The following is a 12438-nucleotide window of genomic DNA, read 5'->3' on the forward strand; positions in this document are numbered from 1 at the left end:
CCTGCATGCTCGGCGGCACGTGCGCGGCCGACTCAGTCGGCGAGGCAGGCGCCCGACGGGACCGCGGACTGCAGTGACCCGGCGAGCGCGACGACGGGCAGGACCTCGTCCATCGCCAGCGCGTAGCCGACCGGCGCGGAGTTCGCATCGCGGGCGAAGATCACGCCCGCCACCTCACCGGACTCGGTAAGCAGCGGGCCACCGGAGTTGCCCGGCTGCACCGTCCCGGACAGCGTCACGACCTGACGGCTCGTCGGGTTGTTCCCGCTGATGTCGGCGACGAGGCTCGGCCCCACCACGATGACCTGCGCGCCACCGGCCGTGTACGGGCCGCCGAACGGATACCCGGCGACGACGGCGTTCGATCCGGGCGCCGGATTCGGTGCGAGCGGCAGCGATCGGGCGCCGAGGTCGTCGACGCGGATGACGGCGAGGTCGTCGACCGGGTCGAAGTAGACGATCCGCCCTTCCCGAGGCATGGACCCCGGGACCTCGACGACCGGGTTCGTCACGCCGGCGAGGACGTGCGCGTTCGTCATGACCAGGTCGTCGGCGAAGACGAAGCCGCTCCCGGTGAGGCTCCGCGAGCAGGACTCGGCGGTGCCGCTGATGCGCACCACGGACGCGGAGGCCGTCTGCAGCGCCGGCGTCGAGGTGTCGAGCTGCGGGGCGGCGGGGACGTCCGCGGTTCCGCCGAACGCCTCGATGACGCGTTGGGCCCCGCCGTCGACCACCGTGGAGCGGAGCTGCGCGAGCGTGCTCTTCACCTCCACGGGCGTGACGCGGTCGATCGTGCCGATCACCGCGGACGACCCGACCGCCTGGGCGAGCAGCGGGATGCCGAGAGAGCCGACACCGAGGGCCGCCGTCACGAGGACGAGCGCGGTGACGACGAGATTGAGGGCGGCGCCGAGCAGCCGTTCCAGACCGCGCAGCGGGGTCTTGCGGACGACGGAGCCGATGGCCCCGCCGATGAACGCACCGATCGTGTAGCCGACGGCGAGGACGACCACCGCCGCCGCGACCGCCGCCCAGCCACGCCAGGCCGCGTCCGGCACCCACGAGGCGACGAGCGGGATCGCGAAGAACGCGCCGACCCCACCGGCCGCCAGCCCGACGAGCCCGCCGAGGCTCCCGAGGAGCCCCGCACGCCACCCGCGGATCAGGAAGCCGATCAGGACGACGACGAGGATGATGTCGAGGATCACGCCGGGTTGCATCCTGCGATCCTGCCATCACCCGCCGACCACGGGCTCCGGAAGTGCTGGGAGCAGCCGCATCCGATCAGCGATCCTGTCGACGCATGGAGATCTCCGGGGCCGCCTGCGCCCTCAGGAGGCTCCGACGCCGTCCGCGCCCCGGAAGAAGTCGGTGAGGAGCGTCGAGCAGCGCTCGGCCTCCACGCCCGCGTAGACCTCGACGCGGTGCTGCAGTCGCCGGTCGCGCAGGACGTCGTAGACGGATCCGACCGCACCGGCCTTCTCGTCCCAGGCCCCGAAGACGACCCTTGGGATCCGGGCGGCGAGGATGGCGCCGGCGCACATCACGCAGGGCTCGAGCGTGACGACGAGCGTCAGCTCCGTCAGGTGCCAGTCGTCGAGCGCGGCCGCGGCAGCCCGGATGGCGACCACCTCGGCGTGGGCGGTCGGGTCGGTGTGCAGCTCGCGCTCGTTGCGCCCGACGGAGACGACCGTGCCGTCCGGGGCGACGAGGACCGCGCCCACCGGGACGTCGTCGCTGGCGAGGGCCGCCTCGGCCTCGGCGACGGCGAGGTCCATCCACACGGCGAACTCGGCCGGTGCGTGCATCCGTCATCTCCCCGAAATCCTGGTCGCCGCGCGAGCGACTAGATTGATCGTATGCGAGTGCACGTAGCCGACCACCCACTCATCACCCACAAGCTCACGGTGCTGCGCGACAAGACGACACCCTCACCGGTGTTCCGTGCCCTCACCGAGGAGCTCGTCACGTTGCTCGCCTACGAGGCGACGCGCGGCGTCACGGTCGAGGAGATCACGATCCAGACGCCCGTCACCGAGACGGTCGGCGTCAAGATCAGCGAGCCGCGTCCGCTCGTGGTCCCGATCCTGCGGGCCGGCCTCGGCATGCTCGAGGGCATGGTGAAGCTGCTCCCCACCGCCGAGGTGGGCTTCCTCGGCATGGTGCGCAACGAGGAGACCCTCGAACCCACCACCTACGCGGAACGCCTCCCCGACGACCTGTCCGACCGCCAGTGCTTCGTGCTCGACCCGATGCTCGCGACCGGTGGCTCGCTCGCGGCTGCCATCGACTTCCTCTTCCAGCGCGGTGCGATGCACGTCACCGCCATCTGCCTGCTCGCCGCCCCCGAAGGGCTCGAGCGCCTCGAGGCCGAGACGGCCGGCAAGGACGTCACGATCGTCCTGGGCGCCCTCGACGAGAAGCTCGACGAGAACGGGTACATCGTCCCCGGGCTCGGCGACGCCGGCGACCGCCTCTACGGCGTCGTCTGACCCCTGCTCCCGCCGACATGAGGCGGATCGTCGTCCATCCCCGTGCTGGACGACGATCCGCCTCATCTCAGTTGTGCCGCCAGCCGGCAATCCCCGAGTAACAGAACGTCATCTTCCGCTCGCACTTGACAGGATCCGGGGGATTCCTGTTGTATTGCGGACTATGACGACCAACGCGCCCACCCTGACCTCCTTCGAGGCCCCTGGGAACGCCGGCATGATGATGCCCGGCCGCGCTGTCATGTGCTGTCGAATGTGTCGCTGATCCGACTCCTCCAGCACCGGTAGCGATCCATATGGATCCGCTCCACTGCTCCCAGCACCTCCGAGTCCGCCGCTCCCCCACCAGGTGAGCCGACTCCCGGACGCACCCCGTCCGCACCCGGCCGACGCGCCACTTCCCGGATCGCGGGACCGCAACTGCCCACCGGCAAGCGGGATCACCCCGAGCGCACCGCGCACGATCCGTCGCAGCATCATCACTCCCGAGGACCTCGCACCCATGTCTCTTGCAGCCGTTCAGACCACCCGCCCCGCCCGCCAGCTCGCCGCCGTCGAGGACGCACCTCGGGCCGCGACCCCGCACGTCCGTGCCGTTCCGGCCGGCCCCGAAGCCCGAGGCTTCGTCCTCTACGTCGGCCTCGACGAGGCGAAGGCGGCGGCCGCCGGCACGAGCCTCGGTGAGATCGTCGAGGCCATCAAGGCCCTGACCGCCCAGTTCGCCCCGGAGGCCGAGACGCACGCAGCCGTCGCACTGGCCCCGCGCGGTGCCGGCGGCCGCGACCTCGACGTCGTCCGGCTCGCCCTGCAGGACCCCTCGGCACTCGCGGCCCACCGTGACGAGGTCGACGAGGAGGAGCAGGACCGTGCCCACGCGGGTGTCGTCGTCGACATCTCCCGGAAGCGCCTCGTCCTCGACAACGAGGCCGCGCCGCTCACGTACAAGGAGTTCGAGCTCCTCCAGTACCTCGTCCTCCGCGAGGGACGCACGATCGAGCGCGCGGAGCTCATCTCCTCGCTGTGGCGCGCCGGCGACGACGAAGAGGTTCCGAACGAGCGGACCATCGACGTCCACGTTCGTCGCCTCCGCGCCAAGCTCGGCCGCTACGAGGACATCGTCCGCACCGTGCGCGGTGTCGGCTACCGCTTCGACCGCCACGCGGACGTCTCCATCCGCTACGCCAGCACCCCGTCGCCCGACCTGTTCTGAGCCGGTTCGGCGGCCCCACCGACGAGACGACGGGCCCGGTGCGTGGGTGTTCCACTCACCGGGCCCGTCGAAGGTTCTGCGTCAGATGACGCGGGGCTTCTTCGGCTTGTCGCCGGGAGCCGGGACCGGTCGCATCGCGAGCTTCCAGACGCCGAACACGGCCACCGCTCCGGCGACGACGAACAGCACGAGGGCGTACCAGGGGGCGTTCGAAGCCTCGCCCAGCACCACGATGCCGATGCCGACCGCTACGAGCGGGTCGACGACGGTGAGTCCGGCGACCACGAGGTCCGGCTGCCCGCTCTGGTGCGCCTTCTGGACGAAGAAGCCACCGAGCCCGGCGGCCACGAGCAGGCCGATGATGCCGACGACGGTGAGCCCCTCGAAGTTCTGCGTGATCACCCGGTTGATGACCACCTTCGCGAGCGTGACGACGAAGCCGTACAGCACACCGGCTGCGACCACGTAGAAGACGGTGTGCAGCTTCCGCCGCCACAGGGCGTACGCCGCCGCGAGTGCAGCGGTCACGACCGCGAGCATGATGAGGATGATGATGAGCTGCGGCTGACGGATCGGCTCCTCCACCGCGTACAGCGCCGCGACGATGACGAAGAGACCGATACCGGCGACGCACAGCACCATCGCGCGGGTCTGCTCCTTCGTGATCTTCACCCGGGTGACCCTGGCGTTCAGGAGCGCCGTGATCACCAGGGCGATCGCCCCGAGGGGCTGCACGACGATGAGCGGAGCGAAACCGAGCGCGACGAGCTGGAACACGATCGCCAGGCCGAGGAGCAGCGTCCCGATGAGCCAGGACGGACGCCCGAGGAGCTGCGGCAGCTGCTTCAGACCGAAGGCCGAGGACGCCGCCTCCACCTTGCCGACACCGCGGGACTGCAACTGCGTCCCGACCGCGAGGAAGAACGCTCCGACGAGCGCGATCGGGATGCCGATCGCCTGGTACGGCGTGACACTGATCGTGGGGATGTCGATGTCGACCGCAGTGCGGGCGGACTGCGCGACGACACCGGCTGTACCCGACAGCAGCAGGGCGCCGGCCGCAAGGGCCGGGAACGACGTGGCCGCCATCACTTCGCCGCCGCACTCGTGCCGACGGCCGCCGTCTCGGCGTCACCGAGTTTGTTCTCCGGTACCACTTTGGAGTCCTGGCTCGGGAAGACGACCTTCTGCACGATGATGATGATCGACGCGGCGACCGGGATCGCGACGAGGGCTCCGAGGATGCCGCCGAGGGCGCCGCCACCGAACGCCGCGATCACGACGAGGGCTCCTGGGACGGCGACCGCCTTGTTCATGATGCGCGGGCTGAGGAAGTACGCCTCGATCTGCATGTAGATCAGGTAGTAGATGATCGCGATGAGTGCCGTCACCGGCGAGACGAAGAGGCAGAGCGCACTGTTCACGATCGAGGCGCTGAGTGTGCCGACGAGCGGGATCATCGATCCGATGAACGCCAGCAGGGCGAGCAGCGGCGGGAACGGCGCTCCGATGATGCTCAGGAAGATGAAGCTCAACACACCGTTGACCAGGGCGAGTCCGACCTGTCCGACCACGTATCGCCCGACGGCCTGGGTGATCTCCTCGAGCACCTGAGCGAAGCCCTCGCGGCGGTAGGCGGGGAGGAATCGGTACGTGACGGCCTTCATCGACCGCAGGGAGGCGAGGAAGTAGAGGGTCAGGATGAGGACGATGATCGAGCCGGTGATGCCCGACGCGACCCCCGCTCCGACCGCGACGATGCCGCCACCGATGTTCAGCAGGTTGTTGGGGTCCTTGAGGAACGAGAACGCGTCGTTGAGCGCCGAGTCGATGTCGAGCGTGTTCCCGATCGTGTTCTGCACCCACGCGACGAAGTCACTGTTGAGGAACTGCTGGGAGATCCGGGGGTAGTCGCTCACGAAGTTCGAGATCTGCGTCACGAGCAACGGCACGATGGCGAAGATGATCCCGACGAACGCGCCGATCACGGCGAGGAAGACGACGGCGATGGCGAGGCCGCGCGGCAGCTTCTGCTCGAGCCATGACACGAGCGGGTCGAGGCCGAGCGCGATGAAGAGCGCGACGCCGACGTAGATCAGCGTGGTGCTGAGCTGCGACACGATGCTCCCGATCACGAGCGCGACGAGGACGCCGATGCCACCCACGAGTCCGATCCGGAACGCGTTGATACGGACGCTCGGAGCCGACGGCTGGAGGGCGGCGACCACGGCTGCCGACGGCGGGGAGGATGCGGCGGCCTTCGCCGCCCGCTCCTGCTTGGCTTCCTGGTGCTTGGCGCGCCTGGCTTCGCGTTCCTCCGGGGTGGAGGAGAACCCGGGCAACCGGAGTTTGGGGGTCTTCATAGTGCGGTCTCCTCGGTGATGATGCCGTCGTGGTGCTGGGGGCGTTCACATGGACCGCCGCTCTGTGCCTACAGTAGTGAGACGGAGCCCGACCCGCTGATGTCACGGTCCGGTACGACGAAATCGGCGGAAGTCGTCTCGGGCCGGAACAGAGAGGTGGTGCGACGGTGGGAGCTGATCCAGTGCGCACATCGGCCGGCCTCCTCGACCAGGCGACCGACCGCACCCTCGTCGAACGGTGCGTCGACGGCGACACCCGCGCGTTCCAGGTGCTCATCACGCGCTACGGCCGGATGATGAAGGCGTACGCCGTGCGACTCACGCGTTCCTCGGCGGACGGCGACGACGTCGTCCAGGAGGCGCTCATCTCGGCCTGGAAGCGGATCGACACGCTCGAGGACGGCGCGATGGTCAAGAGCTGGCTGATGCGCATCGTCAGCCGTCGAGCGATCGACCTCATGCGGCAGCGCAAGGACACCGAGTCGACCGACGACGCCATCATCGAGGCCCCGGAGCGCGACGGACCCGAACGGAAGGCCGAGGCATCGTCGCAGCTGGGAGCACTGTCAGCAGCACTCGACAGACTGCCGCACGGACAGCACCAGGCTTGGGTGCTCCGAGAGATCGGCGGATACTCGTACGAGGAGATCGCCGAACAACTGGGGCAAAGCGTCGCCAGCGTCCGAGGGAGTCTCGCACGGGCTCGGGCGACACTGGTCAAGGAGATGGAGGGGTGGCGATGAACACCGATATTCCGGGCCCCGGACCGGGTGAGCCGGGCGGCTGCGCGCACGGCATCGACGCCCTCACGGATTACCTCGAACGCGACATGCTGCCGGCCGACCCGTCGATCGACGACTCACCGGAATGCCAGCGGATCCTCCGGTCGCTTCGACGTGTCCGCGCGCTTGCCACGCCCTTGCGGGAGGCGGACGAGGCGGCGGTCACCGCGCTCGACCAGGACTGGATCCGCGGGATCATGGAGAACATCGGCCGCGAGGCGAAGGCCGGGCGCGACATCCCGTTCGCCGCATCCGACGACGACGCGGCGCTCGTCATCACGGAGGGCACGGTCCGCGGGCTGGTCCGCGGCGCCGGGGATCGCACCCCCGGCGTGCTCGTGGGTCGCTGCGTGCTCGAGGGCGACGTCACCGTGGTCGGCGAACCGATCATGCTCCATGTCACCGTGAGCATCGGTTGGGGCAAGTCGGTCGCCGAGACGGTCTCGCTGTTCCGCGAGGAGGTCGCAGCCAGCCTCCAGCAGCACACGGACCTCGTCGTGGCAGGACTCGACATCGTCGTCGACGACCTGCACTTCGAGGCCGACGAGATCGGAGAGGTGGGGGACGATGCATGACCTGACGGAGACGGACGACGATCTCGGAGCGCTCGCGAGCTCACTCGACGACGTGGTGCTGGCGGTACCGGGCGTCGACGGGTTGACCGCCGTCGAGCCCACACTGCTCCGGGCCGCCAAGGAGGGCGTCGGAGCACTGCTCGGCTCGCCCGACCAGCAGGCGAGGGTGAGCGTCAGGCGCGTCACAGGTGTCCTGACCGTCCACACCAACATCTCCGTGGCAGCTGAGGCGACCTCCCCTGCCGTCGCGCAGGCGGTCCACCGCGCCATCGCGGACCGGCTCCCCTCGTCCCCCGGCGAGGGCGCTCCGTCCATCACCGTCCGCGTGATCGACGTCGTCCCGAGCGGCTCCCAGGACTGACCCGACGGCAGGAGTTCCTCGCCGCGACAGGAACGCGGATCGCCTTCCGTCCGGCTTCCCAGGGTTCGTCCTGCGTTCGCGCTCCGCGCTGGTAGCGCACTCGGACAACTCCCAGTAAAAATAACGTTCTGATAACTACCGCTCGTTACCGATCCGTTATATGGTTTTGGAACGTTGGTTGTTTTGCTGTGGCAGCTGACGGAATGTGATTGCAGGACACTCTTGGTGCAAGGGAAAGAGAGCCGGTCGTAGCCTCTGCGACCGGCTCTCGTCATGTCCGGAGACGATACGGATCGCAACCACCTCGTCCCGACGCGCGGCTCGACGTCCGTCCAGGATAGATTCAGGTGGTGGATCGTCGGACGGCAGCGGGAGCAGGTATGGACGAGAGGCGACTCGCGATCGCCGCGTGGGAGTCACTCTTCCGCGCGCAGGTCGACGTGATGCGCCACATCTCGCACGACTTCCCGAGCCACGGCATCTCGCTCAACGAGTACGACGTCCTGCACACGATGTCGCGGGAGCCCGATCGTCGCATCCGTCTGCGCGACCTCAACTCGAGTGTGCTGCTCTCGCAGCCGAGCATCAGCCGTCTGGTCGACCGGCTGGTCGCGCGCGGGCTGGTCGGCAAATGCCCCGACCCGGACGACGGCCGCGGCACCCTGGTGCGCATGACCGACGCGGGATACGAGGTCTACCGTGCGGTCGCCATCGCCCACGGTGCGACGATCGCCGAACGCGTGACCACCTCGCTCAGCCCGCAGGAGATGGCGACCCTCGCGGCGCTCAGCGACAAGCTCCGCGGAGCGTGAGCCGCGCCGACTGACCCGGCGCGGACGGCCCCCACTGTCGTGTCCGATTTCCGCTCGTCCGACCCGGTGGCGCATGTCAGACTCGGATCATGGACGACACCCGGAGCATGGACTTCGCCGAACGCTACCGCGCGATCCAAGCCCGCGACCAGCGCTTCGACGGGCAGTTCATCACGGCCGTGAGTTCCACGGGGATCTACTGCCGGCCGTCCTGCCCGGCTCGGACCCCGAAGCCGGAGAACGTCACCTTCTACGCGACGAGCGCTGCAGCGCACGAGGCCGGTTTCCGCGCGTGCAAACGGTGCCTGCCCGAGGCCGTCCCGGGCACGCCCGCCTGGAACCTCGGTAACGACGTCGCCGCGCGCAGCATGCGCCTCATCGCCGACGGCGTCGTCGAACGCGAGGGCGTCCTCGGGCTCGCCTCGCGTCTCGGGTACTCGAGCCGCCATCTGACACGGATCCTCAGCGCCGAGCTGGGCGCGGGTCCACTCGCGCTGGCGCGTGCCCACCGTGCGCAGGGTGCTCGACAGCTGCTGACCGGCACCGACCTCCCCTTCGGCGACATCGCCTTCGCCGCCGGGTTCTCGAGCATCCGGCAGTTCAACGACACGATGCGGGAGGTTTTCGAGCTCACCCCCGGTGAGTTGCGCGCGAAACACCGGACGGTCGGCGAACACGCCCCCGGCTCGATCACCCTGACCCTGCCGTTCCGCCGCCCGTTCGACGCCGCGGGCGTCTTCGCGTGGCTCGCGCCACGGGCGGTGGACGGCGTCGAGCTCGCGGGCCCCGACCACTACGCCCGGCTCCTCGCCCTCCCCGGTGGCACGGCGTGGTTCGAAGTCCGGCAGGTCGGCGACGACCTCCGACTCACCGCCGAGGTGACGGACCTCGCCGATCTGCCGGTGCTCGTCTCGCGGGTCCGCCGGCTCTTCGACCTCGACGCCGACCCGACGTCCGCCGACGCCGTCCTCGCGACGGACCCGCGTCTCGCCGCCTCGGTCGCGGCCACACCGGGCATCCGACTCCCCGGGGCGGTCGACCCGGAGGAGATGCTGGTCCGGGCGATGGTCGGGCAGCAGATCACCGTGGCCGCGGCGCGCACCCAGCTCCGTCGTCTCGCGGACGAGGTGAGCACGACGGTCCCCGAACGACACGGACTGCACCGGCTCTTCCCGACGGCGACGCAGATCGCGAACGGCGGGGAGGCCGCACTCGTCGGGCCCCGAGCGCGGATCGACAGCCTGCTCGGCGTCGCACGGGCGCTCGTTTCCGGCGAACTCACGATCGGCTTCGGTGACGACCGTGACGAGCTCCGAGCCCGCCTGCTCGCCATGAAGGGGATCGGCCCATGGACGGCCGACTACGTCAGCATGCGGGTGCTCGGCAACCCCGACGCCTTCCTGCCCGGCGACGTCGCCGTCCGCACGGGTGCGGGCCGGCTCGGTCTGCCCTCCGACGCGCGCACGCTCACCGCGGAAGCGGACGCCTTCGCCCCATGGCGCTCCTATCTCTGCCTCCACCTGTGGAAGGCAGCCTCCACACCGGCACCGTCCTCCGCACCATCAGCCCTCGAGAAAGGTCCAGCAGCATGACCACCATCATTTCCAGCACGAGGATCCGCCGCGGTGACGGCCACGCGTCCGGCGCACAGCTCACCGCGACCAGCCAGACCGTCGACACCCCGGACGGCCCCTTCACGATCCTCGCGCGCGAGGACGGGGCGGTACTCTCCTCAGGGTGGTCCGACGACATCGGCGTCATGCTCGAACGGATCCGACCCGCCGACCGCCCCGGCGAGACGGTGGCGGGGACGATCGGGGCGATGGACGCCGTCCGCGCGTACTACGACGGCGACCTGACGGCGATCGACGTGGTGCCGGTCGCCCAGTTCGGCGGCCCGTTCCGCACGCACGCCTGGACGGTGCTGCGGACGATCGCCGCGGGACACCCGGTGACCTACACGGAGTTCGCCGCGGCGAGCGGTCGTCCGTCGGCGGTCCGCGCTGCGGCGAGCGCCTGCGCGACGAACGCTCCGGCTCTGTTCGTCCCGTGCCACCGGGTCCTCCGGACCGACGGGACGCTCGGCGGGTTCGCCTGGGGACTCGACGTCAAGCGGTCGTTGCTCGACCGCGAGGCCGCGCTGAGCTGAGCGCATCGGGGAAGAGGGGACACGGTCCACGGTCCCTGAGTACTCGGCCACGGTCCCTAGGTACTCGTCCTCGGTCCTTGAGCCTGTCGAAGGGCGGCGTCAGCCCGTGGGCACTTCGACAAGCTCAGCGACCGGAGGATGGCACAGCGACCGGAGGAGGGCTCACGACCGGAGGAGGGCGCCGCGACCAGGCGGCCGATGACCGGAATGGGCGGGTCCGGTCAACCCCACGGCTCGGACGGATCGTCCGCGTAGGCTGACGGCATGGCTGCCGCACCGACGATCGTATGGTTCCGTGACGACCTCCGCCTGGCGGACAACCCCGCACTGCACGCGGCGGTCGAGCTCGGTTCCCCGATCCTCTGCCTGTTCGTCCTCGACGACAGCGAGGAGCTGCGACCGCTCGGCGGCGCGTCCCGGTGGTGGCTCCACCACAGCCTCGAAGCCCTCGGAGACGACATCCGTGGTCTCGGCGGCACGCTGCTCCTCCGATCCGGAAGTGCGGCGACCATCGTGCCTGAACTCGCCCACTCGATCGGCGCCGGCGCCGTCCTGTGGAACCGTCGCTACGGCGCGGCCGAGCGGGAGATCGACGCCGGGATCAAGTCGGAGCTGAAGGATGCCGGCCTCGACGCCCGCAGCTTCGCCGCGAACCTCCTCGCCGAGCCGTGGGAGATCGTCACCGGCCAGGGCCAGCCGTACTCCGTGTTCACCCCGTTCTGGAAGGCGTCGCTCCAGCGACACGCGGCGAACCCGCCGAGGCACCCGCTCCCCGCACCCACCACGTTGACGTCGATGTCGGAGCCGCCCGCCGGCGACGAGCTCGAGTCCTGGGACCTGCTCCCGACGAAGCCCGACTGGGCGGGGGGACTGCGCGAGCAGTGGACGCCGGGCGAGGCCGGCGCCGACGCACGGCTCGCCGACTTCCTCGGCGGTGGCGTCTCCGGCTACACCGAGGATCGCGACTTCCCGGCCCAGCCGTCGACCTCGGGGCTCTCCCCGCACCTCCGCTTCGGCGAGATCAGCTCGCCGCAGATCTGGTACGCCGCCCGCGACGGACGCCGACACCTCGGCGACGACGGCGCCACCTTCCTCAAGGAGCTCGGCTGGCGCGAGTTCGCCTACCACTGCCTCTTCGCCTTCCCCGACCTCGCGACGCGCAACTGGCGTCAGGCCTTCGACCGGTTCCCTTGGCCGGACGTCGACCAGGAGGCGTTCGACGCGTGGAAGACCGGCAAGACCGGGATCCCGCTCGTCGATGCCGGCATGCGGGAGTTGTGGGCGACGGGCACCATGCACAACCGGATCCGGATGGTCACGGCGTCGTTCCTCACCAAGAACCTGCTCATCCACTGGAAGCTCGGCGAGGACTGGTTCTGGGACACGCTCGTCGACGCCGACCCGGCGTCCAACCCCTTCAACTGGCAGTGGGTGGCCGGCAGCGGCTTCGACGCCTCGCCCTACTTCCGGATCTTCAACCCCGAGCGACAGCGCGAACGCTTCGACGCCGACGACGCGTACATCAAGCGGTGGGTGCCCGAGTTCGGGACGCCCGACTACCCCGAGCCGATCGTCGACCTCGGCGAGACGAGGCAGGCTGCGCTCGCGGCGTACGAGCAGGTCAAGGGGGCGTAGCTCCGGGCCGTCGTCCTGCGACACTTCGACAAGCTCAGTGACCGGGGTGGGGCTCAGGG

13 protein-coding genes are annotated in these 12438 nt (G+C 69.8%); 9 read left to right on the forward strand and 4 right to left on the reverse strand.

Going from position 1 to position 12438, the window contains the following annotated elements; translation table 11 throughout:
* Positions 1-32: 32 nt before the first annotated feature.
* Together A4X17_RS05320 and tadA are read right to left on the reverse strand one after the other, a co-directional pair.
* The gene (locus tag A4X17_RS05320; RefSeq protein WP_064294618.1) at positions 33-1220 is read right to left on the reverse strand and encodes a MarP family serine protease; all 1188 of its coding nucleotides are present in this window, start codon (positions 1218-1220) and stop codon (positions 33-35) included.
* A 111-nt stretch (positions 1221-1331) separates the two neighbouring features.
* Positions 1332-1808, reverse strand: a complete 477-nt coding sequence (tadA, locus tag A4X17_RS05325) for a tRNA adenosine(34) deaminase TadA (protein WP_064294619.1) — start codon at positions 1806-1808, stop codon at positions 1332-1334.
* Positions 1809-1859: 51 nt separating this feature from the next.
* On the opposite strand from tadA, the gene upp reads away from it, so the two are divergent.
* On the forward strand, positions 1860-2492 hold the full coding sequence (upp, locus tag A4X17_RS05330; protein WP_064294620.1) for a uracil phosphoribosyltransferase: 633 nt from the start codon (positions 1860-1862) through the stop codon (positions 2490-2492).
* Positions 2493-2994: 502 nt separating this feature from the next.
* Positions 2995-3702, forward strand: a complete 708-nt coding sequence (locus tag A4X17_RS05335; RefSeq protein ID WP_064294621.1) for a winged helix-turn-helix domain-containing protein — start codon at positions 2995-2997, stop codon at positions 3700-3702.
* A gap of 81 nt (positions 3703-3783) precedes the next feature.
* On the opposite strand, the gene A4X17_RS05340 is transcribed toward A4X17_RS05335, so the two are convergent.
* Positions 3784-4791, reverse strand: coding sequence for a DMT family transporter (locus A4X17_RS05340; RefSeq protein ID WP_079003302.1), 1008 nt, complete (start codon positions 4789-4791; stop codon positions 3784-3786).
* Positions 4791-6065: an AI-2E family transporter gene (locus A4X17_RS05345; RefSeq protein ID WP_064294622.1), complete on the reverse strand. Its 1275-nt coding sequence runs from the start codon at positions 6063-6065 to the stop codon at positions 4791-4793. Before A4X17_RS05345 ends, A4X17_RS05340 begins: the two co-directional genes overlap by 1 nt.
* 182 nt (positions 6066-6247) lie before the next feature.
* Here A4X17_RS05345 and A4X17_RS05350 point away from each other — a divergent pair, with 182 nt between their 5' ends.
* The 7 genes from A4X17_RS05350 (at position 6248) to A4X17_RS05380 (ending at position 12379) form a co-directional block, all read left to right on the forward strand.
* Positions 6248-6808 (forward strand): RNA polymerase sigma factor, encoded by a 561-nt coding sequence (locus A4X17_RS05350; protein ID WP_064294623.1) that lies wholly within the window; start codon positions 6248-6250, stop codon positions 6806-6808.
* The gene (locus A4X17_RS05355; protein ID WP_064294648.1) at positions 6805-7422 is read left to right on the forward strand and encodes a hypothetical protein; all 618 of its coding nucleotides are present in this window, start codon (positions 6805-6807) and stop codon (positions 7420-7422) included. The genes A4X17_RS05350 and A4X17_RS05355 overlap by 4 nt, the downstream gene beginning before the upstream one ends.
* A complete protein-coding gene (locus A4X17_RS05360) occupies positions 7415-7783 on the forward strand; it encodes a hypothetical protein (protein ID WP_064294624.1) in 369 nt (122 codons plus the stop codon). Before A4X17_RS05355 ends, A4X17_RS05360 begins: the two co-directional genes overlap by 8 nt.
* A 380-nt stretch (positions 7784-8163) precedes the next feature.
* Complete coding sequence (locus tag A4X17_RS05365) at positions 8164-8595, forward strand: MarR family winged helix-turn-helix transcriptional regulator (RefSeq protein ID WP_064294625.1); 432 nt, start codon at positions 8164-8166, stop codon at positions 8593-8595.
* A gap of 89 nt (positions 8596-8684) precedes the next feature.
* Positions 8685-10187, forward strand: a complete 1503-nt coding sequence (locus A4X17_RS05370; protein ID WP_064294626.1) for a DNA-3-methyladenine glycosylase 2 — start codon at positions 8685-8687, stop codon at positions 10185-10187.
* Positions 10184-10744: a methylated-DNA--[protein]-cysteine S-methyltransferase gene (locus A4X17_RS05375; protein WP_082915933.1), complete on the forward strand. Its 561-nt coding sequence runs from the start codon at positions 10184-10186 to the stop codon at positions 10742-10744. Before A4X17_RS05370 ends, A4X17_RS05375 begins: the two co-directional genes overlap by 4 nt.
* 264 nt (positions 10745-11008) lie before the next feature.
* Positions 11009-12379 carry a deoxyribodipyrimidine photo-lyase gene (locus tag A4X17_RS05380; RefSeq protein WP_064294627.1) on the forward strand — a complete coding sequence of 457 codons (1371 nt, stop codon included), beginning with the start codon at positions 11009-11011 and terminating at the stop codon, positions 12377-12379.
* Positions 12380-12438: the final 59 nt, after the last annotated feature.

The organism is Plantibacter sp. H53 (assembly GCF_001650455.1).
Classification (GTDB): domain Bacteria; phylum Actinomycetota; class Actinomycetes; order Actinomycetales; family Microbacteriaceae; genus Plantibacter; species Plantibacter flavus_A.